At 69.8% G+C, this 24,664-nt stretch carries 22 protein-coding genes and 1 pseudogene; 9 read left to right on the top strand and 14 right to left on the bottom strand.

Annotated elements, in window-relative coordinates; all coding sequences use genetic code 11:
* From LRG07_RS11480 to LRG07_RS11515, 8 genes and pseudogenes are all read right to left on the bottom strand, one after another.
* Window positions 1-258: pseudogene (locus tag LRG07_RS11480) on the bottom strand (TonB C-terminal domain-containing protein); the annotation flags it as partial.
* A 10-nt stretch (window positions 259-268) separates the two neighbouring features.
* Window positions 269-685 (bottom strand): protein TolR, encoded by a 417-nt coding sequence (gene tolR, locus LRG07_RS11485; RefSeq protein ID WP_201172989.1) that lies wholly within the window; start codon window positions 683-685, stop codon window positions 269-271.
* Between the two features lie 59 nt (window positions 686-744).
* On the bottom strand, window positions 745-1,443 hold the full coding sequence (tolQ, locus tag LRG07_RS11490) for a protein TolQ (protein ID WP_201172987.1): 699 nt from the start codon (window positions 1,441-1,443) through the stop codon (window positions 745-747).
* Between the two features lie 120 nt (window positions 1,444-1,563).
* Window positions 1,564-2,604, bottom strand: a complete 1,041-nt coding sequence (gene ruvB, locus LRG07_RS11495) for a Holliday junction branch migration DNA helicase RuvB (protein WP_201172985.1) — start codon at window positions 2,602-2,604, stop codon at window positions 1,564-1,566.
* 2 nt (window positions 2,605-2,606) lie between these two features.
* On the bottom strand, window positions 2,607-3,221 hold the full coding sequence (ruvA, locus tag LRG07_RS11500; protein ID WP_201243146.1) for a Holliday junction branch migration protein RuvA: 615 nt from the start codon (window positions 3,219-3,221) through the stop codon (window positions 2,607-2,609).
* Window positions 3,218-3,721 (bottom strand): crossover junction endodeoxyribonuclease RuvC, encoded by a 504-nt coding sequence (ruvC, locus tag LRG07_RS11505; RefSeq protein ID WP_238642461.1) that lies wholly within the window; start codon window positions 3,719-3,721, stop codon window positions 3,218-3,220. The genes ruvA and ruvC overlap by 4 nt, the downstream gene beginning before the upstream one ends.
* A gap of 3 nt (window positions 3,722-3,724) precedes the next feature.
* Window positions 3,725-4,468 carry a YebC/PmpR family DNA-binding transcriptional regulator gene (locus tag LRG07_RS11510; RefSeq protein WP_238634040.1) on the bottom strand — a complete coding sequence of 248 codons (744 nt, stop codon included), beginning with the start codon at window positions 4,466-4,468 and terminating at the stop codon, window positions 3,725-3,727.
* 83 nt (window positions 4,469-4,551) lie between these two features.
* Window positions 4,552-6,285 (bottom strand): AMP-binding protein, encoded by a 1,734-nt coding sequence (locus LRG07_RS11515; protein ID WP_201172974.1) that lies wholly within the window; start codon window positions 6,283-6,285, stop codon window positions 4,552-4,554.
* 134 nt (window positions 6,286-6,419) lie between these two features.
* On the opposite strand from LRG07_RS11515, the gene pabB reads away from it, so the two are divergent.
* Window positions 6,420-7,748 carry an aminodeoxychorismate synthase component I gene (pabB, locus tag LRG07_RS11520; protein ID WP_238636709.1) on the top strand — a complete coding sequence of 443 codons (1,329 nt, stop codon included), beginning with the start codon at window positions 6,420-6,422 and terminating at the stop codon, window positions 7,746-7,748.
* Here the strand turns inward: pabB and LRG07_RS11525 are convergent.
* Window positions 7,732-8,577, bottom strand: a complete 846-nt coding sequence (locus LRG07_RS11525; RefSeq protein ID WP_201172968.1) for an HDOD domain-containing protein — start codon at window positions 8,575-8,577, stop codon at window positions 7,732-7,734. The genes pabB and LRG07_RS11525 overlap by 17 nt on opposite strands.
* 142 nt (window positions 8,578-8,719) lie before the next feature.
* Here LRG07_RS11525 and phaR point away from each other — a divergent pair, with 142 nt between their 5' ends.
* Together phaR and phbB are read left to right on the top strand one after the other, a co-directional pair.
* Window positions 8,720-9,250, top strand: a complete 531-nt coding sequence (phaR, locus tag LRG07_RS11530) for a polyhydroxyalkanoate synthesis repressor PhaR (protein ID WP_201172965.1) — start codon at window positions 8,720-8,722, stop codon at window positions 9,248-9,250.
* 263 nt (window positions 9,251-9,513) lie between these two features.
* Entirely contained in the window at window positions 9,514-10,260 is a 747-nt protein-coding gene (gene phbB / locus LRG07_RS11535; protein WP_201172951.1) for an acetoacetyl-CoA reductase, read from the top strand.
* 368 nt (window positions 10,261-10,628) lie between these two features.
* On the opposite strand, the gene LRG07_RS11540 is transcribed toward phbB, so the two are convergent.
* The 3 genes from LRG07_RS11540 to LRG07_RS11550 are packed head-to-tail and all read right to left on the bottom strand — an operon-like array spanning window position 10,629 to window position 13,967.
* A complete protein-coding gene (locus tag LRG07_RS11540) occupies window positions 10,629-11,669 on the bottom strand; it encodes an alpha/beta fold hydrolase (RefSeq protein ID WP_238642462.1) in 1,041 nt (346 codons plus the stop codon).
* On the bottom strand, window positions 11,669-12,454 hold the full coding sequence (locus LRG07_RS11545; protein ID WP_201172939.1) for a poly(R)-hydroxyalkanoic acid synthase subunit PhaE: 786 nt from the start codon (window positions 12,452-12,454) through the stop codon (window positions 11,669-11,671). The genes LRG07_RS11540 and LRG07_RS11545 overlap by 1 nt, the downstream gene beginning before the upstream one ends.
* Before the next feature lie 52 nt (window positions 12,455-12,506).
* Window positions 12,507-13,967 carry a M48 family metalloprotease gene (locus LRG07_RS11550; protein ID WP_201172936.1) on the bottom strand — a complete coding sequence of 487 codons (1,461 nt, stop codon included), beginning with the start codon at window positions 13,965-13,967 and terminating at the stop codon, window positions 12,507-12,509.
* 103 nt (window positions 13,968-14,070) lie between these two features.
* Between LRG07_RS11550 and LRG07_RS11555 the strand changes: the two genes are divergently transcribed.
* Window positions 14,071-15,168 (top strand): AI-2E family transporter, encoded by a 1,098-nt coding sequence (locus LRG07_RS11555; RefSeq protein ID WP_201172930.1) that lies wholly within the window; start codon window positions 14,071-14,073, stop codon window positions 15,166-15,168.
* A gap of 30 nt (window positions 15,169-15,198) precedes the next feature.
* Here the strand turns inward: LRG07_RS11555 and LRG07_RS11560 are convergent, their stop codons facing one another.
* Together LRG07_RS11560 and LRG07_RS11565 are read right to left on the bottom strand one after the other, a co-directional pair.
* Window positions 15,199-16,533 (bottom strand): PhoH family protein, encoded by a 1,335-nt coding sequence (locus LRG07_RS11560; RefSeq protein ID WP_201172927.1) that lies wholly within the window; start codon window positions 16,531-16,533, stop codon window positions 15,199-15,201.
* 45 nt (window positions 16,534-16,578) lie between these two features.
* The gene (locus LRG07_RS11565; RefSeq protein ID WP_201172925.1) at window positions 16,579-17,106 is read right to left on the bottom strand and encodes a glycine cleavage system protein R; all 528 of its coding nucleotides are present in this window, start codon (window positions 17,104-17,106) and stop codon (window positions 16,579-16,581) included.
* A gap of 160 nt (window positions 17,107-17,266) precedes the next feature.
* Here LRG07_RS11565 and dapA point away from each other — a divergent pair, with 160 nt between their 5' ends.
* The 5 genes from dapA to LRG07_RS11590 all read left to right on the top strand — a co-directional run.
* The gene (gene dapA / locus LRG07_RS11570) at window positions 17,267-18,154 is read left to right on the top strand and encodes a 4-hydroxy-tetrahydrodipicolinate synthase (protein WP_201172922.1); all 888 of its coding nucleotides are present in this window, start codon (window positions 17,267-17,269) and stop codon (window positions 18,152-18,154) included.
* 20 nt (window positions 18,155-18,174) lie between these two features.
* The gene (bamC, locus tag LRG07_RS11575; protein WP_201172920.1) at window positions 18,175-18,750 is read left to right on the top strand and encodes an outer membrane protein assembly factor BamC; all 576 of its coding nucleotides are present in this window, start codon (window positions 18,175-18,177) and stop codon (window positions 18,748-18,750) included.
* A 2-nt stretch (window positions 18,751-18,752) separates the two neighbouring features.
* Window positions 18,753-22,652 carry a phosphoribosylformylglycinamidine synthase gene (gene purL / locus LRG07_RS11580; RefSeq protein WP_238642463.1) on the top strand — a complete coding sequence of 1,300 codons (3,900 nt, stop codon included), beginning with the start codon at window positions 18,753-18,755 and terminating at the stop codon, window positions 22,650-22,652.
* Between the two features lie 99 nt (window positions 22,653-22,751).
* Entirely contained in the window at window positions 22,752-23,645 is an 894-nt protein-coding gene (gene galU / locus LRG07_RS11585) for a UTP--glucose-1-phosphate uridylyltransferase GalU (protein ID WP_201172918.1), read from the top strand.
* A 32-nt stretch (window positions 23,646-23,677) separates the two neighbouring features.
* On the top strand, window positions 23,678-24,664 hold a 987-nt coding region (locus LRG07_RS11590; protein ID WP_238635084.1), incomplete at its 3' end, for a quinone oxidoreductase.

Genomic DNA, 24,664 nt, shown 5'->3' on the forward strand with positions numbered 1-24,664 from the left:
GGGTTCCGGCTCCGGTTCGGGCTCCGGTTCCTGACGCCGCTCCATCTCCGCCTCCACGGCGGCGCTATCCACCGCGGTGGCCTCGATGACCGGGCCGTCGAACGAGGGGGCTTCGGGGGTGCGGGTGCAGGTTGCGAAGTTCGCACCCACCACCGTGAATACCGCCACATGCCCCAGGGTGGAGTAGATCACAAAACGCGACGGGCTGCTCGCCAGCCGGCGCGGCAGTCTGGGGGTTGGCACTTTCAGCCAGCGCATGGGCAGGGCCTCATCCCGCGTCGGGGGCCGGGCCGTTGTCCGGTGGCTGACTCATCAGTCCCACACTCGGCACCCCGGCTGCCTGGAGTTCGGCCATCAGGGCCACGACCTCGCCGTAGGCCACTTGCTGGTCGCCGCGCAGTAGCACGCGTCGCTCCGGATCGTCGCTCATGATCCCGCCGACCTGCTCCAGGAGCTCTCCCCGGGAGAGGGGCTCCTCAGGGTCGTCGGCAAGGTTGAGGTAGACCCGGCCTTCGGCGTCGACACTGACGATCAGTGGCTCCGCTTCGTCCTCGTCCAGCGGCGAGCTGCTCACCTGCGGCAGATCCAGGTCGACGCCGTGGTAGAGCAGCGGTGCGGTGACCATGAAGATCACCAGCAGCACTAGCATGACGTCGATGTACGGGACGACGTTGATCTCCGACATTGGCCGCCGACGGCTGCGGCGTGTCCCGGTCGGTGTCACCCGTGCCAAGGCGTGCCCTCCTACCTGGCCGGCGCCGCGCCGGCCGCATGCGTATGCCGCTCGAGGATGCTGGTGAACTCCTCGACGAAGGTCTCGTAGCGGTTGGCGAGCCGCTCGGCGCGGTTGGCGTAATGGTTATAGGCGATGACCGCCGGAATGGCCGCGAACAGCCCCAGGGCGGTGGCGATCAGGGCCTCGGCGATGCCCGGCGCCACGGTGGCCAGGGTCGCCTGCTGTTGCCCGGCCAGGGCGCGGAACGAGTTCATGATGCCCCACACGGTCCCGAACAGCCCCACGTACGGGCTGACCGAGCCCACCGTGGCCAGGAACTGCAGGTGGCGCTCGGCGTTGTCCAGTTCGCGGCTGACCGATACGCGCATGGCGCGATGGGCGGCCTCGACCACTGCCGCCGGCGGGGCTCCGCTCTGCTTGCGCATGCGCGAGAACTCCTGAAAGCCGGCGCGGAAGATACGCTCCATGCCGGCGTGCTCGCCGGGGCCCTCGTCGCTGAGCCGGCGGTAGATCTCGGCCAGGTTGCCGCCGGCCCAGAACTCCTCTTCGAAGCGGATGGCGGTCTGCTCGGCGCGCTTGAGGATCAGGCGCTTGTAGAGGATCAGCGCCCACGAGGTGATCGAGGCGAGGATCAGCGACAGCATCACGGCCTGCACCAGCAGGCTGGCGTCGAGGATGAGACGGATGACAGAGACGTCGGCGGTCATGGTTGTCGTTCGCGCTGGCAGGGCCGGAGGATCGAATTTAACGACAGCTAGTTACAGAAACAAGTTCCACTGGAATGACAAGTGCCGGGGCGTCGTCGCCCGGTCCGCGCTCCCGGCGAGTTACCCGAACAGGTCGCCGGAGCGGGTTGGTTGCCCGGGCACACCGAGCAGGGTGTAAGCGTGCTCGGTAGCCACCCGGCCGCGCGGGGTGCGCATCAGGTAGCCCTCCTGGATCAGGTACGGCTCGACCACGTCCTCCAGGGTGCCGCGCTCCTCGCCGATGGCGGTGGCGAGGTTGTCCAGCCCGACCGGGCCCCCGCCGAACTTGTGGACCACCGCCTCGAGCAGGCGCCGGTCTTGTTCGTCGAGGCCGTTGCGATCGACGTCGAGCAGCTCCATGGCGTCCGCGGCGACCTGCTGCGTAATCCGCCCGTCGGCCCGCACCTCGGCGAAGTCGCGCACCCGGCGCAGCAGGCGGTTGGCCACCCGGGGCGTGCCGCGGGCTCGGCGGGCGATCTCAGCGGCGCCGTGCGCCTCGGCGCTGACCCCCAGTCGGCCGGCCGAGCGCTCGACGATGCGCGTCAGCTCGTCCACCGGGTAATAGGCGAGGCGCTGCACGATGCCGAAGCGGTCGCGCAGCGGCGAGGTCAGCAGGCCGGCCCGTGTGGTGGCCCCGACCAGGGTGAATGGCGGCAGGTCGAGCTTGATCGAGCGCGCTGCCGGCCCCTCGCCGATGACGATGTCGATCCGGAAATCCTCCATGGCCGGGTAGAGCACCTCCTCGACCACCGAGGAGAGCCGGTGGATCTCGTCGATGAACAGGACGTCGCCGGGCTCGAGGTTGGTCAGGATGGCCGCCAGGTCACCGGGGCGGTCGAGGACCGGTCCGGAACTCTGGCGGAGGTTGGCGCCCATCTCGGTGGCGATGATGTTGGCCAGCGTGGTCTTGCCCAGCCCCGGCGGGCCGAAGAGCAGGGTGTGGTCCAGCGGTTCGTTGCGCCCCCGGGCGGCGTGAATGAAGATCTCCAGCTGTTCGCGCACCCCGGCCTGGCCGACGTACTCGTCCAGGCTCACCGGGCGCAGGGCGCGCTCCAGCGCCGCCTCTTCGCCGTTGCCGGCAGCGTCGATGATGCGCTCGGGCGGTCCGTGTTCGTCGCTCATGATCACCCCCCTCGCGGCACGGCGCGCTGAAGCGCACGCCGGATGATCGCTTCACAGCCAAGGCCCGGCTCGGCCGCGCCGCGGGCCATGCGCGAGGCTTCGGGCGGTTTGTAGCCCAGAGCGACGAGGCCCTCAACGGCCTCGCCCACCGGGTCATCCCCGCCTGCGGGCTGGTCGGCCTGCTGCGTGGCGGTGCCGGCGCCGCCGGAGGCGATGCCTTCGAGTCGGTCGCGCAGTTCGACGATGAGTCGCTCGGCGGTCTTGCGGCCGATTCCCGGTACCTGAGTCAGCCGTTTGGGGTCGTCGTCGCGGACGCAGCGGACCAGCTCCTCGCCGTCGACACCGGAGAGCAGGGCCAGGCCCAGCTTGGGCCCCACCCCGGAGACCCGGATCAGCCGCCGGAACAGGTCGCGCTCGGCGCGCGCGCGGAAGCCAAACAGGGTCTGCCCGTCCTCGCGGACGCTGAGGTGGGTATGCAGAATGACCTCCTGGCCGGTCTCGGGGAGGGCCTCGATGGTGGACAGCGGTGCCTCGACCTCGTAGCCGAGCCCGTTGACCTCGACCACCAGGGTGGGGGGGCGCTTCTCGAGCAGGGTACCGCGCAGTCGGGCGATCATCGCGGGGCTCCGGAGGCGGCCTGCGCCAGCGGCGCGCTGCGGTGATGGGCGTGGCAGAGGGCGGCGGCCAGAGCGTCGGCGGCGTCCTCGGCCGGGTTGGTGCGCAGACGCAGCAGCGCCCGGACCATGTAGCCCACCTGGCCCTTGTCGGCGCGGCCGCTGCCTGCGACGGCCTGCTTGATCCGCGCCGGCGCGTACTCGGCCACCGGCAGTCCGGCGTGGACGCAGGCGGTCAGCGCGGCGCCGCGGGCGTGCCCGAGCTTGAGCGCGGTGTCGGCGTTGCGGTGGACGAAGACCTGCTCGAGGGCGACCTCGTCGGGGTGGTGCTCGGCGATCAGCCCGGCCAGGCCGTCGAAGATGCGGCCCAGTCGGTCGGCCAGTCCAGACTGCCGGGGCAGGCGCAGCGTCCCCTCAGCCACCAGGCGACAGGGCCGGCCGTCGTCGACGATCCCGTAGCCGGTGACCCGCGAGCCGGGGTCGATGCCGAGGATGCGGGTCATCGCCTAGCCTTCTTCGTAGGCCTCCGCCGGCAGGTCGGCGTTGGTGTAGACGTGCTGCACGTCGTCCAGATCCTCCAGGCGCTCGATCAGCTTGGCGGTGCTGCGGGCGTTCTCGCCCTCGACCTGTACGGTCAGGTCCGGGCGCTGGGTCACGTCCGCCTGGGCCGGCTCCAGCCCGGCTTGGATCAGCGCATCGCGCACGCCCCGGTAGGCCTCCGGGGTCGTGAGCACCTCCAGCGAGCCGTCGTCGTTCTCTACCAGGTCATCGGCGCCGGCCTCCAGGGCGACTTCGAGCACTTGGTCGCTGTCCGTGCCCGGGGCGAAGATCAGCACACCGCGCTCCTGAAAGAGATAGGCGACCGAGTTGTCGGTGCCCATCTTGCCGCCGTGCTTGCTGAAGGCGTGGCGAACCTCGGAGACGGTGCGGTTGCGGTTGTCGGTCATGCAGTCGACCATGATCGCCGAGCCGCCGGGGCCGTAGCCCTCGTAGCGGATCTCCTCGTAGGCCTCCGCCTCCTCCAGGCCGGCGCCCTTCTTGATGGCGGCGTCGGCGCGGTCCTTGGGCAGGTTCACCGCGAAGGCGCGGTCCAGGGCCAGCCGCAGCCGCGCGTTCATCTCCGGGTCGGGCCCGCCAAGGCGCGCCGCGACGGTGATCTCGCGGATGTGCTTGGTGAAGATCTTGGACCGTTTGGCGTCCTGCGCCCACTTGTGGCGCTTGATGTTGGCCCACTTGCTGTGTCCAGCCATGGATCCTCTACAGGCTTGCTCGTCGGGAGGTCGCTCGAGCGCGTCAGGATACCACGCCCGCCGGGTTGGCTCCGAGGAGCCGCTTACGCCGCGGCCGGCTCGATCACGGCCCGGGCGTCCTCGCGCAAGTCGCGGCGCAGTAGCTTACCCACGGCGGATTTGGGTAGGGCGTCGCGGAAGATCACCCGCCGGGGTACCTTGTAGTTGGTCAGCTGCTGCCGGGCGAAGTCGATCAGCTCCGGCTCGGTGAGTTCCTCGTCGCCGGGCGTGACCACGAATGCGACCACCGTTTCGCCCGCCTCGCCCCGCGGCGCGCCGACTACGGCGACCTCGGCCACGGCCGGGTGCTCGGCGAGGGCCTCCTCGACCTCATTGGGGTACACGTTGAAGCCGGAGACGTCGATCATGTCCTTCTTGCGGTCGACGATGTGGATGTAGCCGTCGCTGTCCATGTAGCCGATGTCACCGGTGTGGAACCATCCTCCGCGCAGTGCCAGGCGGTTCTCCTCGGGGCGTTGCCAGTAGCCTTCGAACACCTGCGGGCCGCGGCCGACGATCTCGCCGGTCTGGCCCTGGGGGACGGGCTGGTCGTTGTCGTCGACGATGCGCACATCCGTGCCGGGCAGTGGAACCCCGACACTGCCCAGGCGGTTCTCGCCGTGGGGCGGGTTCACCGCCAGGACCGGGCTGGTCTCGGTCAGTCCGTAGCCTTCGAGTGGGGTGTGGCCAAGGAGCGACCGCCACTGTTCGGCGGTGCTGCGGTGCAGGGCGGTGCCGCCGGCGATGGCGAAATCCAGGTGCCTTGGCGGGTTGTTGCGGAACCACTCCGCCTGCAGCAGGCCGTGGAAGAGCAGGTTGACCGCCGAGAACTTGCTGACCGGGAACTGTTCGAAGGCCTTGCGCAGCTTGTCCACCGGTCGCGGCGAGGGGCAGAGGATGTTTCGGCAGCCGTAGTGGTGGAAGGTCAGCAGATTAAAGGTGAAGGCAAAGATGTGGTAGAGCGGCAGTGCGGTCAGGACCACGTCCTGCCCCGGGCGGATGGCGTCGCCGGCCATGGCGCTGATCTGGCCGAGGTTGGCGAGGATGTTGCGGTTGCGCAGCTCTGCGCCCTTGGGTAGCCCGGTGGTGCCGCCGGTGTACTGCAGCAGGGCGAGGTCGTCGGCGCCGCGCTCGGGCCAGGGCTGCGGGCCCAGGTGTTCGCCGCGGCTCAGGACCGCCCCGAGCCGGCGGGCGTTCGGCGGTGCTGCCGGGATCTCGCGCTTGGCCCGCAGCACGCCGTGGACCAGTCCGCGTTTGAGCCAGGGGAAGAGGTCGGCGATGCCGGTCAGCACCACTTCCTCGACCGCGGTTCCGGTCAGGGCGCCGGAGAGCTTGTCGGCGAAGAGATCGACGATGACCAGCACGCGTGCGCCGCTGTCGCTCAGCTGGTGCTGCATCTCCCGCGGGGTGAAGAGCGGGTTGATGTTCACCAGCACCGCGCCGGCGCGCAGAGTGCCGAAGACGGCGATCGGGTAGGGGAGGGAGTTGGGCATCTGGAGCGCCACCCGGTCGCCGGGGCGGATCCCGGCTTCGGCGATCAGCCAGGCGGCGAAGCAGTCGGCCAGGCGGTCGACGGTGGCGAAATCCAGGCTGGCATGCAGGCCGTTCTCCAGGCAGGCGGTGTAGGCAGGCAGCCGCGGGGTTTGCTCGGCCCGCCGCCGGGCGATGTCCGCCACCGTGGTCAGTTCCTGCAGCGTCGGGTCGGTGCCGTGACGGGTGCCGTAGCAGCGCTCCCAGGGGCGGGCATCGTAGAATGCGGCGGCGCCTTGATCGCTCATGGTTCTCCTCCGTCGACCGTAGGTTTTTTTTGTCGTTGTGAGGTTAAACGATCTGATCTGTCCGGAGCACCATCACTGTGTCTGCACCCCTGCGAATCCGAACCCTGCCGTATATCGCTGATGGACCCGCGGCCATGCGCGCGCTTGGCAGCGAGGCGTGGTCGGCGTGGCTCGATTCGGGCCACGGTGGCTGCGCCGGAGCGCGCTACGACATCCTCGTCGCCCGGCCGACGGTTACCCTGGTCGCCGCCGGCGGGCAGACCACCATCCGCCGCGGCGGGCGAGTGGAGCGCCGCGGCGGCGATCCGCTGGCGCACCTGGCCGCCGAGCTCGATGCTCTCGGGCCGCTGCCGGTCGATGGCCGCTGGCCGTTCACTGGCGGTGCAGTGGGGTATTTCGGCTACGATCTGGGGCGGCGGCTGATGGGGGTGGGGGGACCGGATCCCGGCATGCCCGAGATGGCGGTGGGAATCTACGAGCAGGCGGTGATCACCGACCATCATCACGGCTGCAGCATGGCGGTGGGGCGGCGCCTCGATGAGGACTGGTTGGCCGATATGGCGCGGCGCCGGGAGGCGGGTGGCAGCGTGCAGCCGTGGTCCACGGCCGGAGCGCTCCGGCGCGAACCGGAGGCCGACGGGTACGCCGCCGCCTTCCGGCGGGTGCAGGCGTATTTGCACGCCGGCGACTGTTATCAGGTGAATCTGGCCCGCCGCTTCTCGGTGCCCTACCGGGGCGATCCGCGGGCCGCCTACCTCGCCCTGCGCGCCGCTTCGTCGGCACCGTTCGCGGCGTGGCTGCGCTTCCCCGGGGGCGATGTGCTCAGCCTGTCGCCGGAGCGTTTCCTGCATCTCGATGGCGATGGGGGAGTGACCACGGAGCCGATCAAGGGCACCCGGCCGCGGGCGGCCGATCCGGCTGAGGATGCGGCGGCCCGGCGTGATCTGTTGGGCAGTGCCAAGGACCGGGCCGAGAACGTGATGATCGTGGACCTGCTGCGCAACGACCTGGGCAAGGGGTGCGCGGTGGGCAGCGTGCGGGTGCCCTCGCTGTGCCGGGCGGAACGCTTTGCCAGCGTGCACCATCTGGTCAGCACCGTGACCGGACGCCTGGCGCCGGGGCGGTGTGCCACCGATCTACTGCGTGACTGCCTGCCCGGCGGTTCCATCACCGGTGCGCCGAAGCGCCGGGCCATGGAGATCATCGCCGAGCTCGAGCCGGGGCCGCGCGGTGTTTACTGTGGGGCCATCGGCTACCTGGGGCTGGACGGGCGCATGGACACCAGCATCGCCATTCGGACCGCCACCTGTCGCGGCGGGACCATGACCTACTGGGCCGGCGGGGGCGTGGTAGCGGACTCCACCGCCGAGGCCGAGCTGCAGGAGACGGAGGACAAGGCCGCCGGCTTCCTGTCACTGGCCGAAGGCGGAGGGCCCGCGGCGGCGGTCAGTCGTCGCCGCTGAGCAGCTGCGCGAAGGCTGCCAGGGCCTCGTACTCCTCGCGGCAGGCGGTGCTCACGCGTTCGAGTTTGCGCTGCGGGATGGGCGGGGCGTCGGCGCACTGCTCCGGATCGAAGCCCCGTTGCAGCCACTCGTTGGCGAACCGGATGGTGGCCACCAGGTCCGCGTGGGGGCCCTCGTAGCGGTCGCGGTGGGCGTTCTCGGTGGCGACGGCGATCGGCTCGGGGATCGACCACTCGCGCAACAGCAGTGCGCCGGCCTCGCCGTAGTCGCAGCCGAGCGCCTGGTAGGTCAGTCCGGCCAGCGAGCGCTCCGGGTCCGCCTCATGTTCGGCGAGGATCTCATCCATGGTCTGCGGGAAGATGTGGACCAGCAGGAGCAGGCCGATGCTGTGCAGGACGCCGCCCAGATAGGCGGCGTCGCGGCTCTCGCGCGGCGCGGCATCGGGGGCGAGGCGGGCGGCACAGAAGGCGGTGCCCAGGGCCTCGTGCCAATAGCGCTGCAGCTGGAAGTGTGGGCACTGGGCGGTCCGGAAGAGTTCGTTGAGCAGCAGCGAGGTGGCGAGCACGCGTACCCGGTTGAGCCCGATGCGCATGATCGCCTGCTCGAGCGAGTAGACGGTCTCGCGCCGGGAGAAGAAGGCGTAATTGGCGATGGCCACGATGCGCGCCGCCAGGCCCGGCTCGCGGGCCAGGGTTTCGGCGACATCACTGATGTTGACCTCGTTGTGGCTGGTGGCCACAAGGATGTCGTGAGCGACGTAGGGCAGGGCGGGCAGGGTCTCGGAATCACCCAGCCGCTCCAGTGTGGCCACCCGGTCGGCGTTGCCCATGAGAAACCTCGGTTGCGGTTCGGTGGGGCCAGCCTGGGGGGTCGGGCCAGCGCCGCGTGAAAGTTCTCCCCCATGTTAGCAACTCGCTTGACACTCTACGCACCGCAGCATAGGGTTCGGTTGCCCGCGCCGGAGGCCCTGAATGTCAGATACCCGGATCATCAAGAAGTACCCCAACCGCCGCCTCTACGATACGGCGATCTCGAGCTATATCACCCTGGCCGACGTCAAGCGCCTGGTGCTCGAGAGTGTCGACTTCCAGGTCGTCGACGCCAAGACGCGTGAGGACATTACCCGCAGCATCCTGCTCCAGATCATCAGCGAGGAGGAGGAGGAGGGCGAGCCGATCTTCTCCAGCCAGCTGCTGGCCCAGTTGATCCGGGCCTACGGCGGCAACATGCAGAACATGCTCACCAGCTATCTGGAGAAGAGCCTGGAGCTCTGGGCGGATCAGCAGCGCGTCTTCCAGCAGCGTACCCGCGAGTTCATGGACCATAACCCCATGAACATCATGACCCAGTTCGCCGAGCGTAACCTGGCCCTGTGGCGCCAGATGAGCGGGATGGACAGCAGCCGCGACGAGGAAGGCAGCCGTGACGAGGAAGGCAGCGGCGGGTTCGAGGATCCGCCCGCCTCCAACCGGGGCCCCGGTCGCCACCGCCAGGATCAGTAAAGCGAATAACTGACCCCGCCAAGGCTTTCCGGCTTTCCAGGGTGCGCTGTGCCGGGTGATTTCGCAGGTCTCCCGTAACCCCTCCAGATTCCGTCCTGCGCCGTCGTTGGCCGGGCTTGCCGGCCCGCGTTGACACTCGCTGCGGCGCAGCATAAGCTTCTTAGGCGCAGCATATGCTGCGATGCACAAAAGCGGTGCAGCGCGGCATCCGGCCGTGCGCCCGCTGCGTGCAAGTCCAATGCAGAAAAGCGAGGAATACCGATATGGCAGGTCGTTTGGCCCTGGTAACCGGAGGCAACGGTGGCATCGGCACCGCTGTCTGTCGCGAACTCGCCGCGCAGGGATATCGCGTGGTCACCACCTGCGTGGACGCCAAGGCGGAGCGCGTTGAGGATTGGCAGGCGCAGCTGCGCGAGGAGGGCTACGAGGTCGGCTACGTTGAGTGCAACGTGGCGGATTACGAGTCCTGCCAGCGCATGGCCGAACAGATGAAGCAGGCCTACGGCGAGGTGGAGGTGCTGGTCAATCTCGCCGGCATCACCCGTGACGCCTTTTGCCACAAGATGGAGCACCAGGACTGGCAGGATGTCATCGACATCAACCTGGACAGCGTGTTCAACGTCACGCGCCAGTTCCTCAACGGCATGCGGGATCGCGGCTTCGGGCGCATCGTCAATGTCGCCTCGGTGAACGGTCAGACCGGGCAGTTCGGTCAGGCGAACTACTCCGCGGCCAAGGCCGGCATGCACGGCTTCACCATGGCGCTGGCCAAGGAGAACGCACGTAAGGGTGTCTCGGTGAACACCGTCTCACCCGGGTACGTGGCGACGAGCATGACGGCGGCGATTCCGGATAACGTGCGCGAGCAGATCGTTTCGCAGATCCCGGCGGGCCGCATGGCCGAGCCCGGTGAGATCGCGCGGGTGATCGGCTTCCTGGTAGCGGACGAGTCGGGCTACATCACCGGCGCCAATGTGCCGGTCAACGGTGGTCAGTTCTGCAGCTTCTGAGCCGGTTTGGCCCGCCCCGGTGATCAGCGATTGCTCAGGGGCGGGCAGTATTTGACAGCCCAATGTGACGGGGCTATCATGTTGCGTAGCAACAATGCCGCGGCCCACCCGGAGCGCCGGACTCCGGCGGCCAGGCGCCAAGCGGGCCTGCGGTGAGGCTCCTGAAGGAGCCAAAGTTTTGTTAGCCGGTCTCCTCCTGGCGGCGTCTCCTCCCCGGAGACAATTGTCGCCAACTCCTTGCCCCCTCTCTGAGGGGGTTTTTTTTTGGGCGCAGCCCCGGCTCAACCGCACCCGGTATGGGCTGGAGATTGTGGTGACGCCGGGCGTCGGCTGCAAGCATTCTCGATGCGGCGCTGCATCATCGGCGTCTACTCCGCCAGCCAGGCCACGATCCGTGGCAGGAGTTCGGCGTGGGCTCGGCGGCTGATAAACACGCCCAGGTGCCCTCCGGGAAAGGCCAGTTCGCCGTAGTCCGTTGAGCCGATGTGGTCCCGCAAGGCGCGCGCGGCATCGGCCGGGACCAGGTGGTCCTGTTCGGCGTAGACATTGAGGGTCGGGTGCTCGATGTTGCCCAGGTGCACCGGCCGGCCGTTAAGGGTCAGCGTGCCACGCAGCAGCCCGTTGCGCTGGTAGCACTCGCGGCCGAATTCGGCGAAGGCGGTGGCCGCCTGGTCGGGGCTGTCGTACATCCAGCGCTCCAGGCGCAGGAAGTCGTGGAGGGCCTCCGGGTGGCCGGCCAGCTCGGGCAGGTCCATGTAGCGCTGGGCGAGCAGGCGGTAGGGCTTGAGGGCGACAAACACGCCGTTGAGCCACTCCGCCGAGATGTTGCCGAGGGTTTGTGTCGCCTGGTCGAAGTCGACCTCCTGAGCCATGCGGCTGAGGTTGTCCCCGGGGGTGTGGAAGTCCACCGGGGTCACCAGGTTCACCAGCCGGTGGACGCGGTGCGGCTGCAGCGCGGCCAGACACAGCGCGAAGACGCCGCCCTGGCAGACGCCGAGCAGGTCGGGGGAGGCGCCCTCGCTGGTGGCCACCTCTGCGGCCGCCGCGGTAAGGAACTCGTCGATGTAGTCCGCCAGGCCCAGGAAGCGGTCGGCGCCCTTCGGGTAGCCCCAGTCGAGGAGGTAGACCGGGTGGCCGGCCCGGGTCAGGGCGGCGATGAGCGAGCGGCGCTCGGTGAGGTCGAGGATGAAGGGGCGGTTGACCAGCGAGTAGACGATGAGCACCGGCCGCTGGCCGGTGCTGCGCGCCGGGGCGTAGCGGCGCAGGTGCATGCCCGGCCCCGGTTCGGCGTGGAGGGTGAAGGGGGTTGCGCCCCGGGTGTCCACGGGTAGCTCGGCCCCCTGCTCGAGGGTCTCGATCAGGCGGCGCTGCCAGTCGGTCAGGCCGCTGTCGGGTGGGTTCTCGGCCATCACTGCTCCCGTCGCCCTGCTGTGCGTTCGGCCCGCAGGGCCTTCACCTCTTCGCGCAGGCGTGCCACCTCTTCGCGCAGGGCGGCCAGCTCGTCGCCCTGCGCCGTGCGGCGCTGGCCGCGCTCGAGCTCGACCAGGCGGCGCTGGGTATCGAGGAAGTCATCCCGGTTGGGCAGGTCCAGGGTGCGCAGCCCGGTGTCGAGCTGCTCTTGGTAGCGGCCGACGAGCTCGGTGGTGGCGTTGGTCAGCCGGCCGAAGGCCGAGGCCCACTGCTGTGAGGCCAGGGTCTGCTCGTAGCAGGCCTCGCTGTCGGTCAGCCACCACTCGTAAAGCGCCCGGTAGCTCTCCGGTAGCGACTGCTGTGGGTCCTGTGCGGCTGTCTGCAGGTGCTGCTCCAGGGTGTCGAGCCCAGTGCGGGCCGATTCGAGCAGGATCCGGGCGCACTGGGCGTGGGCGTGCAGGTAGCGGTCCAGGGCGATCTGCAGTCCCTGGGTGCGCTCGAGGCCGTGCTGCCAGGGGCCGAGCCGGGCGAGGGTCTGCAGCCACGGCGCCAGCCAATTGGGGTGTTCGTCTTCGGGGGGGTCGCCTGTTCTGGCCGCGCCGGGCACGGTGTTCAGGCCGGCCAGGGTGGTGTCGAGCTGGGCGCGCAGGCTGCCGAAGGCGGCCGCGCAGGCCGGCCCCGGCGTGCCACCGTCGGCCTCCAGCGCGCGCCAAAGCACGCCGACGGGCGTGGCATCGTTCATGCGTAGGATCCAGTCGCTGTCGAAGGCTTCGCCGGACGCCATTAGCGCGCTCCCAGGGTGCCGCGGCAGTCTACTAAGTCCGCGGAACCACTGGCTAGTCCGCGCTGCGCTGCGTCCAGCGTTCCTTGAGCGCCTCGGCGCGGGCGCGCTGGTAGCGATCCTCGCCGGCGTGGCGAATGGCGTTGTTCAGTTGAGCCACGGCCAGGTTCTGCTCGCCGCGGGCGCGATAGTGCTCGGCCAGGGCGATGTAGCCCTCGGCCTCGCGCCCGGAGGCGTGGGCGGCGTCGGCGAGCAGGCGGAGCAGCTGCGGCGATCCGCCGGACCCGCGGGCGGCGCGGGCCAGCACCCGGCGGGCCTGTTCGGCGTCGTCGGTCGCCAGCAGGGTCTCGGCCAGGCGGTAGGTGGTGGCCCAGCTGCCCGGGTAGAGGGAGCGGGCCTCACGGTAGGTGGCCAGCGCCTGCTCGGTGTCGCCGGCGGCGCGCAGGATCTCGGCGCGGCCGAGGAGCACGTAGAGCCGCTCGCCCTCAATGGCGCTGAGGCTGTCGAGCAGTGCCAGGGCCTGGGCGTGCTGGCCCGACTCGCGGGAGAGTGCCAGGGCCAGGCCGTAGAGGGCGGCGGCCCGCGCGGTCGGGTTGTCGGCACTGCGCCGCAGCTGGTCCTGCATGAACGCCACCGCGCTGGTGCTGCGGTCCTCGTGGGTGAAGACCTGCTGCCGGGCGCGGATGAAGGCGTGGTGGCCGCTCTCATAGATGGCGCCACCCTCGAGGCGTTCGGCCAGGCGCTGCGCCTCGTTGAGGCGCCGCTCGGTCAGCGGGTGAGTGCTGAGATACTCCGGCGGATCCTCGGCGAAGCGGGAGGCCTCGGCCAGACGCTCGAAGAATCCGGGCATGCCGTGCGGGTCGAGACCCGCCGCGACCAGATTGTGCAGGCCGACCCGGTCGGCCTCCTGCTCGTGGGCGCGGGAGTGGCTCAGCTGCTGCTGGATGGGGGCGGCGATGCCGGCCATGGCTGCGGCGCTGCCTGCCTGAGGGTTCTGCGAGCCGACCAGAATGGCGGCCAGGACCGCGGCGGCGGTCTGCAGATTGAGCTGCTGCGACTGGGCGTACTGCCGGGCGATGTGGCGCTGTGTGACGTGGGCGATCTCGTGGGCGAGCACGCCGGCGAGTTCGCTCTCGGTGCGGGTTTCGCGGATCAGCCCGGTATGCAGCCCGATGAACCCGCCGGGCAGGGCGAAGGCGTTGATCTGGTCGTCCTCGACCAGGAAGAAGCTGTAGCCGAACCCCGGCTCGTTGCTGTGCGCCGCCAGGCGTTGCCCGAGGTTCTGCAGGTACTCGTTGGTCTCCGGGTCCTCGTGCAGCGGCAGGTGCTGCCGGACCTGGCGCATGATTTCGGTGCCGAGTTCGCGTTCCTTGTGCACGGGCAGGGCTTCGGCGCCGGGTACGCCGAGCTGCGGCAGCTGGACGCCGTCCGCCTGGGCCGGCTGCAGGGCCGGGGCGGTGAGCAGTAGCGCAGCCAGCAGCAGGGCCGAGGCCGTTCGGAGGAGGCGATCGAGCATGGTTATATGATGAGACCGGTCGCCGCGGATGCGAGTTCCCGCGGGCGCAAGGATGATCCCGCTACGTTATCATCAATGCGCGATCCGCGAAGGAGATGCGCCCTTGGAGCTGATACGTAGCTGGCTGCGCCGCACATTCAACGATCCTCAGATCGCTGCCTTCATCATCCTCATGGTGGTCGGCCTAGGGGCGCTGCTGATGCTTGGCAGCATCCTTGCGCCGGTGATCGCCGCCGTGGTCATCGCCTATCTGCTCGAGGGCGTGGTGCGGGCGTTCGAGCGCTTTGGGGTGCCCCGGATGCTGGCGGTGGTGATCGTGATCCTCTTCCTCACCACCTTCCTGATCCTGGTGCTATTCGCGCTGATCCCGCTGCTCTACCGCCAGGTGGGGCAGCTGGTCGATCAGTTGCCGGCGATCCTCGCCCAGGGGCAGATGCTGCTCCTGCAGCTGCCCGAACACTACCCGCAGCTCTTCTCCGAGGCTCAGATCCGCGAGATGCTGGATACCGCCCGGCGCGAGATCACCGATCTGGGGCAGCGGGTGGTGGCCTCGGTGACCGTGCAGTCGCTGATGATCCTCGGCACCCTGGTCATCTATGCCGTGCTGGTCCCCTTCCTGGTCTTCTTCCTGCTCAAGGACAAGCGGCTATTGCTGCAGTGGGTCAGCAACCATATGCCGCGCCACCGCGCCTTCGCCTCGGAGGTCTGGCTCGACGTCGATCAGCAGATCGGCAACTACGTCCGCGGCAAGTTCATCGAGATCGTGATCGTTTGGGCGGTGACCTACATCACGTTCTCGGTCCTCGGTCTGCCGTTCGCCATGCTGTTGGCGGTGGCCACCGGGTTGTCGGTGATCATCCCTTATATCGGCGCCTTCGTGATGACCGTGCCGGTGGCGCTGATCGCCTACTTCCACTTCGGGGTCAGTCAGGAGTTGGTCTACGTCCTGGTGGCCTACACGATCATTCAGGTCCTCGACGGCAATGTGCTGGTGCCGCTGCTCTTCTCCGAGGTGGTCAACCTCCACCCGGTGGCGATCATCGTCTCCATCCTGGTCTTTGGCGGGATCTGGGGGTTCTGGGGGATCTTCTTCGCCATCCCGCTGGCCACCTTCATCCAGGCGATCATCAAGGCCTGGGTGCGACGGCGCAAACCGCCGGATGAAGAGTCCGCGGGGGTTGAGGAGGAGCTGGTGCCCTGAGCCGGGCGGGTTCCCCGTGGCCGCGGCGGGTCAGAGGACGTCCGAGGCGTAATCGGCCAGCCGCGAGCGCTCGCCCCGACGCAGGGTCACGTGGCCGCTGTGGGGCCAGTCCTTGAGGCGGTCGACCACGTAGGTCAGCCCCGAGGTGCTCTCGGTCAGGTAGGGGGTGTCGATCTGGCCGATGTTGCCGAGGCAGATCACCTTGGTGCCCGGGCCGGCCCGGGTGATCAGGGTTTTCATCTGTTTGGCGGTGAGGTTCTGCGCCTCGTCGAGGATGACGAACTTCTCCAGGAAGGTCCGCCCGCGCATGAAGCTCATCGAGCGGATGCGCACCCGGGAGTGGAGCAGGTCGGCGGTGGCCGCCCGCGCCCAGTCGCCGCCAAGCCCGCTGTCCGGCGCGCTGAGCACCTCCAGGTTGTCCATCAGCGCCCCCATCCAGGGGGTCATCTTCTCCTCTTCGGTGCCCGGGAGGTAGCCGATCTCCTCGCCGATGGCCACGGTGGCCCGGGTGGCGATCACCTCGCGGTAGCGGCCCTGGTCCATGGTCTGCGCCAGTCCGGCGGCCAGGGTGAGCAGGGTTTTGCCGGTGCCGGCGGCGCCTAGCAGCGAGACCAGGTCGATCTCCGGGTCCATGAGCAGGTGCAGGGCAAAGTTCTGCTCGCGGTTGCGGGCCCGGACACCCCAGACCGCGTTGCGTTCGCGGAAATCGGCCACCGGCGCGAGCACGGCGTGCCGGTCCTCGAAGCCGCGCACCACACCCTCGAAGCCGTCCTCGGCGTAGAGGCACTGGTTGACCCGCCACACGGTGTCCTCGGGCACCGGTACCCGGTAGCCGCGCTCGTGGGCGCGGGCCCGTTGCCACACGTCCGCCGGGATGGCCTCGACGCCCGTCGGCAGCAGATCGACGTCGTCGATGACCCGGTCGCTCTCGTAGTCCTCGGCGGCGATGCCGGCCACCTGGGCGCGGATGCGCAGGTTGATGTCCTTGGAGACTAGGACCGGGGTCTGCGCCCGGCCCTCGCGCAAACGTCCGGCGGCGGCGAGGATGGCCGAGTCGCCGCGGCCGTGGCCCTCGGTCTCGAAGAACAGCCGCCCGGACGGCTCGCCCGGGGCGCCGCTGCCCAGGGCGACGCCGTCGTGCAGAGAGCCGGGGGTGTGGCCGGCGAGCAGGTCGTCGAGGAAGCGGCTGACCTGGCGGGCGTTGCGCGCCACCTCGGAGAGCCCCTCTTTGGCGGCGTCGAGTTCCTCGAGCACCGCCGAGGGCAGGCAGACGTCGTGCTCCTCGAAGTGGAACAGTGCGGTCGGGTCGTGCACCAGGACCGACGTGTCGAGCACGTAGATGCGTTCGGCGAGCGGCTGGTTCATGGCGGTTTCATCCCCGTGCCGGGGTTGCTTGTTCCGGGGCGACGGCTACTTGGCCGGCTCCATGATGGCGTCCAGATTGAACTGGTCGCAGAAGTCCATGAACTCGTCGCGCAGGCTGGCGATGTGTACGCCGGCCGGGACGTCCACGGTCAGGTAGACCGAGAACATCGGAGTGCCCGTGTGCGCCGCCGCGTAGCTGGCGGTGTTCATGTCGCGGATGTTGATCTCGCGCGTGGCGAAGAAGTTGGCGAGCTCGGCGACGATCCCCGGGTGATCGAGGGCGACGACCTCCACCGAGTAAGGCAGCAGCTGCTCACCGGTGCTAGCCGGCTCAGTGCGCTGGATATGGATCTCCAGGCCCATACGCCGCGCCGAGTGGGGCAGGCTGGTCTCGAGCTTGGCCAACTCGTTCCAGCGCCCGGAAACCATGAGGATCATGGCGAACTCGCCGCCGAGCACGCTCATGCGGCTGTCGGCGATGTTGCAGCCGGTTTCGGTAACCGCGCCGGCCAACTCGCGCACGATGCCCGGGCGGTCGTGCCCGAGGGCGGTGATGACCATCAGGTTGTGCATCGCACTGCTCGCCCTGCTTGGGTGTGCGGCGGCAGTCTAGCACGGAACTTGGCCTGGATGGGGCGCGCCGCCCGGCGTCATCCTTGCTTGGCGCCGCGCACCCCGCTTAGTACCATGAGTCCCTTGCCGATCTGACTCGAGACCGATGACGGAGGTGGTGATGTTCCGCGGCAGCATGGTGGCGATGGTCACCCCGATGAAGGCGCAGGATGGAATTCGGGACGCCGTGGACGAGAAGGCGCTCAAGCAGCTCGTCGAATTCCACGTCGAGCAGGGCAGCGACGCCATCGTGGCCGTCGGCACCACCGGCGAGTCGGCCACCCTCGATTACGAAGAGCACCGGGACGTCATCCGCGCCACGGTGGAGGCCGCTGCGGGCCGGATCCCGGTCATCGGTGGCACCGGCGCCAACTCGACCTGGGAGGCCATCGAGCTGACCCGCAGCGCGATGGAAGCCGGCTGTGACGCGGCGCTGCTGGTGGTGCCCTACTACAACAAGCCCACCCAGGAGGGGCTGGTCCAGCACTTCACGGCCATCGCCGAGGCGGTGCCGATCCCGCAGATCCTCTACAACGTGCCCGGGCGCACCGGCTGCGACATGCTCCCCGAGACCGTCGCCCGCCTGGCCGATCTGCCCAACGTGGTCGGCCTCAAGGAGGCGCAGGGTACGGTCGAGCGCGCCGAGGAGGTGATCCGGCTCTGCGGCGATCGGCTGGATGTCTTCGCCGGTGACGACTTCAACGCGCTGGGCATGATGCGCGTCGGCGGCAAGGGGGTCATCTCGGTGAGCGCCAACGTGGCGCCGCGGCAGATGCGCGAGCTCTGCGCCGCCGCGCTGAGTGGCGACATGGAGAGCGCCGAGGCCATCAACGAGCGGTTGACGCCGCTGCACCAGGCGATGTTCTGCGAGCCGAACCCGGTGCCGGTCAAGTGGGCGGTGGAGCAGCTCGGCATGGCCGACTCGGGTATGCGGCTGCCCATGACCCGCTTGACCGACGCCGGTCAGGCGCGGGTCCGGCAGGCGATGATCGACGCCGGTCTGCTGTGAGGGGAGCGACCGCCAGGGGCGTGCGCTGGCTCCCGGTGGCGCTGCTCGCCGCCGGGCTGCTTGGCGCCTGTGCCACCGACCCGCTGACCCGCGACGAGGCCGAGTACCCCGACCACCTGGTCATCCCGCCGGATCTGGTCGGTGAGCCGGACCCCGCCGCAGCGGAGCCGCCGGCCGCGGAGCCGGACGCCGACGAGGAGCTGCCGGTGGACGTCGAGCGCACCATCCCCTCGCGGCTCACCGAGGTCGACGGCGATCCGCGGCTCGCCTTGGGGATGGGGATCAATCAGGCCTGGACCGGTACCGGCGCCGCGCTCAATCGTCTGGATTTCACCGTGCTCGAGCGCCAGCGCGACGAGCTCTACTACCTGATCCGCTACGAGCCGCGGGCGGACGAGGAGATCGAGCAGCCCGGCCTGTTCGCGCGCTGGTTCGGCGGGGCCGAGCGCATCGACACCGCGCCGCAGCGCTTCCGTATCCAGATCGCCCGTGAGGACGGGCAGGTGGTGGCCAGGGTCCTCGACGAGGACGGCGAGCCGGCCGCACAAGCGGTCGCCGAACGGCTGCTGACCCTGCTCGATCGCCAGCTCTACTGACCATGTTGCAGATTCCCGGAAAACGCGCCCTCTCCCCCTTCCGCCTCGACAAGCTGCGTGACGAGCTGCGCACCGCCTGTGCGGCGGTGCACGCCGTCGACGCCATGCACTGCCACTTCGTGGCCACTGAACGGCCCCTTTCCGAAGCGCAGCACGAGGTTCTGCTGCAGCTGCTCGACTACGGGGCCGACTACCCGGCGCCGGCCGGTGCCGACGGCGAGGTAACCACGCTTCTGGTGGTGCCGCGCCCCGGCACCGTCTCGCCGTGGTCGAGCAAGGCTACGGACATCGCCCGCAACTGTGGGCTCAGCGATGTCGAGCGTATCGAGCGTGGCACACTGTTTCGCATCATCAGCGACGGCCCCCTGACCGGGGCTGCGCGTCAGGCCGTTGTTGCGGCGATCCACGACCCGCTGACCGATGCCGTGCTCGACGGCCCGGAGGAGGCCGAGGCGCTGTTCCGGGACAGCCAGCCGCGCCCGGTGGCCGAGGTCGACGTCCTTGGCGGCGGGCGCGAGGCGCTGACCCGGGCGGATGCCGAGCTGGGTCTGGCGCTGGCCGAGGACGAGATCGACTACTTGCTCGAGAGCTACGACGGCCTGGGGCGCAACCCCACCGACGTCGAGTTGATGATGTTCGCCCAGGCGAACTCGGAGCACTGCCGGCACAAGATCTTCAACGCCGACTGGGTCATCGACGGTGAGGCGCAGCCGCAGTCGCTGTTCGCCATGATCCGCCGCAGCCACGAGGCCAGCCCCGGTGGCGTGCTCTCGGCGTACAGCGACAATGCCGCCGTGGCCGCCGGTTTCGAGGCCCGGCGCCTGCACGCCGGGGCCGACGGATGCTACCGCGAACACCCTGAGCCGGCTCACCTGGTGATGAAGGTCGAGACCCACAACCACCCGACCGCGATCGAGCCGTTCGCCGGTGCCGCCACCGGTGCCGGCGGCGAGATCCGTGACGAGGCGGCCACCGGCGTCGGTGGTCGCACCAAGGCGGGGCTGACCGGCTTTTCGGTGTCCAATCTGCGCATCCCCGGCTTTCAGCAGCCGTGGGAAGGCCCGGAAGCCCGGCCGCGGCGGATCGCCTCGCCGCTGGCGATCATGCTCGATGGCCCCCTGGGGGCAGCCGGCTACAACAACGAGTTCGGGCGGCCGGCGCTGAGCGGCTACTTCCGCACGCTGGAGCTCGCCGCGCCGGCGGCCGGCGGCGGCGAGCAGGTGCGTGGCTACCACAAACCGATCATGATCGCCGGCGGCATGGGCAACATCCGCGACGATCACGTCCATAAGCGCCATCTGCCTGCGGGGACGCCGGTGGTGGTGCTGGGCGGACCGGCCCTGCTCATTGGGCTGGGCGGCGGGGCGGCCTCGTCGGTGGCCAGCGGCAGCGGCGACGAGGCGTTGGATCTCGCCTCGGTGCAGCGCGACAACCCCGAGATGCAGCGGCGCGCGCAAGGGGTGCTGGACGCCTGCACGGCCCGCGGCGACGGCAATCCGATCCATTCCATCCACGACGTGGGCGCCGGCGGCCTGTCCAACGCCATCCCCGAGATCCTCGACGATGCCGACCGCGGCGGGCGCGTCGAGCTGCGTACGATCCCCATCGACGACCCGGGCATGTCGCCGCTGGAGATCTGGTGCAACGAGTCCCAGGAGCGCTACGTCCTGGCTGTGGACCCCGAGCGGCTGGCCGAGTTCGAGGCGCTGTGCGCCCGCGAGCGCTGCCCCTACGCCGTGGTGGGTGAGACCACCGATGCCCGCGAGCTGGTCGTCGGCGACGGCTACTTCGACAACACGCCGGTGGACCTGCCCATGGAGCTGCTCCTGGGCAAACCACCCAAGATGTTGCGCGATGTCCGCCGCCGGGCTGTGGCCGGAGCGCCGCTGGATCTGGGCGGGGTGACCGTGGTCGAGGCGCTGGAGCGGGTGCTGCAGCTGCCCGCCGTCGCGTCCAAGGAGTTCCTCATTACCATCGGCGATCGGACCGTCACTGGGCAGGTGGTGCGGGATCAGATGGTCGGCCCTTGGCAGGTGCCGGTGGCCGATTGCGCGGTCACCGTCTCGGACTATCGCGGCTATGCCGGCGAGGCCATGGCGGTGGGCGAGCGGCCCACGGTGGCCATCCTCGACGCCCCGGCCTCCGGTCGGCTGGCCGTGGCCGAGGCCCTGACCAACCTGGCCACTGCCGGGGTGGGGCGGCTTGCTGCGGTGAACCTCTCCGCCAACTGGATGGCTGCCTGCGGCCACGACGGCGAGGACGCCGCGCTGTATGACACGGTGGCCGCCGTGGGTCGGGATCTCTGCCCGGAGTTGGGGGTGGCCATCCCGGTGGGGAAGGATTCGCTGTCCATGCGCACGGTCTGGGAGGAAGCCGGCGGGCAGCGCTCGGTAACGGCGCCGGTCTCGTTGGTGGTCTCTGCCTTCGCCCCGGTTGCCGACGTGCGCCGGGCGGTCACGCCGCAGCTGCAGCCGCAGCCGGACACCGTTCTGGTGGCGCTGGAACTCAGCGGCGAGCGGCATCGTCTCGGCGGCTCCGCCCTGGCGCAGGTCTACCGTCGCATCGGCGAACGCCCGGCGGATCTGGACAGCCCGGCGGCGCTGCGCTGGGCCTTCGACCACGTACAGGACCTACTCGCCGAGGGGCGCATCCTGGCCTGTCACGATCGCTCCGACGGCGGCCTGCTGGTCACCCTCTGCGAGATGGCCTTCGCCGGGCGGTGCGGTTTCGAGGTGGATCTGGACGCCGTTTCCGGCGAGGGCCCGGACGGGCTCCTGTCTGCCGCCTTCAGCGAGGAGCCCGGCCTGGTCCTGCAGCTGACCGCTGCCGAGGCCAATGCCCTGGAATCCGCCGCCGCCGATGCTCCGGAGGGCGTCCGGGTGCGCCGGCTGGGGCAGCCGCGTGCGGACGATCGAGTGGTGGTCCACGGCGCGGGGGGCGCGCTGCTGGATCGGCCCCGGCGGGAGCTGCAGCGGATCTGGGCCGAGACCAGCTACCGCATGCAGGCCCTGCGCGACGACCCCGAGTGCGCCGCCGAGGCCTTCGACGCCATCCCGGACAGCGACGATCCCGGCCTGACCGCTACGCAGGCGGTTTTCGATCCGGCCGAGGACGTGGCGGCCCCGTACATCGCCACCGGAGCGCGGCCTCGCGTGGCGGTGCTCCGCGAGCAGGGCGTCAATGGCCACGTGGAGATGGCTGCGGCCTTCCATGCCGCCGGGTTCGAGGCCGTAGACGTCCACATGAGCGATATCCTCGGCGGCAGCGACGACCTGACCGGCTACCACGGGTTGGCCGCCTGCGGCGGCTTCTCCTTCGGCGACGTCCTCGGTGCAGGGGGCGGCTGGGCCAAGAGCATCCGCTTCCACGACGGCGCCCGGGAGGCCTTCCAGGCCTTCTTCCACCGTCCGGATACCTTCACCCTGGGCGTGTGCAACGGCTGCCAGATGCTCGCCCATCTGCGCGATCTCATCCCCGGCGCCGGGGCCTGGCCGCGTTTCGTGCGCAACCGCTCGGAGCAGTTCGAGGCGCGTCTGGCCCTGGTCGAGGTGGTGGACTCGCCCTCGGTGCTGCTGCGCGGCATGGCCGGCTCGCGCCTCCCGCTGGCGGTGGCCCACGGCGAGGGTCGGGTGGACTTCAGCGCCGGCGACGCGGCGGCGGCCCGGCCGGTGCTGCGCTACATCGACGGCGACGGCCGGCCGGCGAATGCCTATCCGGCCAATCCCAACGGCTCGGCCGGGGGGATGACCGGTTTCACCAGCGACGACGGCCGGGCGACGATCCTGATGCCGCACCCCGAGCGGGTGTTCCGGAGCGTGCAGTACTCCTGGCATCCGCCCGAGTGGGGCGAGGACGGCCCCTGGCTGCGCATGTTCCGCAACGCGCGGGCTTGGGTTGGCTGAGATCGGCCCGTACCTTATCCGGTAGCGCCGCCGGCCGGAGCGCAGGGGCCGGCCGGCCGCCGGACAGGGAAAGACCGAACAACGTCAGGAGGTCGAATCTTGAGCGCCAACTACCCGATCCGAACTGTTGTCTTCCCGGTTGCCGGGCTCGGCACCCGCTTCCTGCCGGCCACCAAGGCCAGTCCCAAGGAGATGCTGCCGGTGGTCGACAAGCCGCTGATCCAGTACGCGGTGGAGGAGGCGGTGGCCGCCGGGGCCGAGTACCTCGTCTTTGTGACCGGCCGCACCAAGCGCGCCATCGAGGATCACTTTGACACCGCCACAGAGCTTGAGCGGGAGCTCGAGGCCAAGGGCAAGGAGAAGCTCCTCCAGCTGGTCAAGGATACTGTGCCTAAGGGGGTGAGCTGCATCTACATCCGCCAGGGCGAAGCCCTGGGGCTCGGCCACGCCGTGGCCTGTGCCCGGCCGGCGGTCGGTCGTCGCGAGCCGTTCGGCGTCATCCTCGCCGACGATCTGATCAATGCCGGCGACGACGCCCCGGCCCTGGCCCAAATGGCCGGAGTGGCGGCCTGGCGAGGCGGCTCGGTGCTCGGCGTCGAGCGCGTCCCGCAGGCCGAGACGGACAAGTACGGCGTCGTCGAGGGCGAGACCGTCGGCGACGGTGTCACCGCCGTCAGCGCCATGGTCGAGAAGCCCAGCCCCGCCGAGGCGCCGTCCAACCTGGCGGTGGTCGGGCGCTATATCCTCTCGCGCAACATCTTCCACCACCTGGATCGGACCCGCCCCGATCACCGCGGCGAGATCCAGCTGACCGACGCCATCGTCTCGCTGATGGCCGAGGAGCCGGTGTACGCTTACGAGTACGCCGGCGAGCGCTACGACTGCGGCAGCAAGTTCGGCTACCTGCAGGCTACCGTGGCCTACGGGCTCGAGCACCCGGAGCTCGGCCCGGATTTCCGGGACTATGTCAGAGGGTTGGGGGACGACGCCTGAGCGGCTCCCGCCCCGGCCAACAGGAGGACGCCATGGCCCGCGCCGTCCGCATCCAGCAAACGGGTGGCCCCGAGCAGCTGCAGGTCGAAGAGGTTGAGGTGCCCGCCCCGGGCGCCGGCGAGGTGCTGCTCCGCCAGACTGCCTGCGGGGTCAACTTCATCGACTGCTACCACCGCAGCGGGCTGTATCCGCTGCCGCGACTGCCGCACGGCATCGGCGTGGAGGCCAGCGGCGTGGTCGAGGCGGTTGGCGAGGGGGTCCGCGAGGTGCAGGTGGGCGAGCGCGTGGCCTACGCCGCGCCGCCGCCGGGGGCCTACGCCGAGGCCCGCATCCTGCCGGCGGAACGGCTGATCCCGGTCCCCGACGAGATCGACGATGCGGTGGCCGGCGGCACCACCCTGCGCGGCCTGACCGCCTGGCTGCTGCTGCACCGCACGTTCACGGTCCGCCGTGGGCACACGTTGCTGGTCCATGCCGCCGCCGGCGGCGTGGGGCAGATCCTCTGCCAGTGGGCCGACGCCCTCGGGGCCACCGTGATCGGCACCGTGGGCGATGAGGAGAAGGCGCAGGTGGCTGCGGAGCACGGCTGCCACCATCCGATTGTCTACACCCGGGACGACTTCCGCGAGAAGGTCGAGGCGATCACCGGTGGCCGGGGTGTGGACGTGGTCTACGACTCCGTGGGGGCGGCCACCTTTGAGGGGTCGCTGGACTGCCTGCGCCCGCTGGGGCTGATGGTCAGCTACGGGAATGCCTCTGGGGCGCCGCCGGCGATTGAGCCGGGGTTGCTGGCGCAGAAGGGGTCGCTGTTCCTGACCCGTCCGGTGCTGTTCCACTACATCGCCGATCGCCACGAGTTGCTGGCCGGCGCCTCGGCGTATTTCGATGCGCTCACCCAGGGCGTGATCGAGCCCCGGGTGGGGCGGCGCTACCCGCTGGAGAAGGCGGCGCAGGCCCACACGGATCTGGAGGCCCGGGCGACCAGCGGGGCCACGGTGCTCGATCTCGGCGCAGCGGGT

Origin of the sequence: Halorhodospira sp. 9622 (assembly GCF_022228025.1) — a bacterium.
Classification (GTDB): domain Bacteria; phylum Pseudomonadota; class Gammaproteobacteria; order Nitrococcales; family Halorhodospiraceae; genus Halorhodospira; species Halorhodospira halophila_A.

Coding starts and splice junctions, on each gene's coding strand:
- LRG07_RS11525 (WP_201172968.1), bottom strand. CDS start 8,577: ATGGGCAACGCCGACCGGGTGGCCACACTGGAGCGGCTGGGTGATTCC.
- ruvA (WP_201243146.1), bottom strand. CDS start 3,221: ATGATCGCCCGACTGCGCGGTACCCTGCTCGAGAAGCGCCCCCCCACC.
- ruvC (WP_238642461.1), bottom strand. CDS start 3,721: ATGACCCGCATCCTCGGCATCGACCCCGGCTCGCGGGTCACCGGCTAC.
- purL (WP_238642463.1), top strand. CDS start 18,753: ATGTTGCAGATTCCCGGAAAACGCGCCCTCTCCCCCTTCCGCCTCGAC.
- phbB (WP_201172951.1), top strand. CDS start 9,514: ATGGCAGGTCGTTTGGCCCTGGTAACCGGAGGCAACGGTGGCATCGGC.
- pabB (WP_238636709.1), top strand. CDS start 6,420: ATGCGCGCGCTTGGCAGCGAGGCGTGGTCGGCGTGGCTCGATTCGGGC.
- LRG07_RS11510 (WP_238634040.1), bottom strand. CDS start 4,468: ATGGCTGGACACAGCAAGTGGGCCAACATCAAGCGCCACAAGTGGGCG.
- LRG07_RS11540 (WP_238642462.1), bottom strand. CDS start 11,669: ATGGCCGAGAACCCACCCGACAGCGGCCTGACCGACTGGCAGCGCCGC.
- ruvB (WP_201172985.1), bottom strand. CDS start 2,604: ATGAGCGACGAACACGGACCGCCCGAGCGCATCATCGACGCTGCCGGC.
- LRG07_RS11550 (WP_201172936.1), bottom strand. CDS start 13,967: ATGCTCGATCGCCTCCTCCGAACGGCCTCGGCCCTGCTGCTGGCTGCG.
- tolR (WP_201172989.1), bottom strand. CDS start 685: ATGTCGGAGATCAACGTCGTCCCGTACATCGACGTCATGCTAGTGCTG.
- LRG07_RS11565 (WP_201172925.1), bottom strand. CDS start 17,106: ATGCACAACCTGATGGTCATCACCGCCCTCGGGCACGACCGCCCGGGC.
- LRG07_RS11545 (WP_201172939.1), bottom strand. CDS start 12,454: ATGGCGTCCGGCGAAGCCTTCGACAGCGACTGGATCCTACGCATGAAC.
- phaR (WP_201172965.1), top strand. CDS start 8,720: ATGTCAGATACCCGGATCATCAAGAAGTACCCCAACCGCCGCCTCTAC.
- tolQ (WP_201172987.1), bottom strand. CDS start 1,443: ATGACCGCCGACGTCTCTGTCATCCGTCTCATCCTCGACGCCAGCCTG.
- LRG07_RS11560 (WP_201172927.1), bottom strand. CDS start 16,533: ATGAACCAGCCGCTCGCCGAACGCATCTACGTGCTCGACACGTCGGTC.
- LRG07_RS11515 (WP_201172974.1), bottom strand. CDS start 6,285: ATGAGCGATCAAGGCGCCGCCGCATTCTACGATGCCCGCCCCTGGGAG.
- dapA (WP_201172922.1), top strand. CDS start 17,267: ATGTTCCGCGGCAGCATGGTGGCGATGGTCACCCCGATGAAGGCGCAG.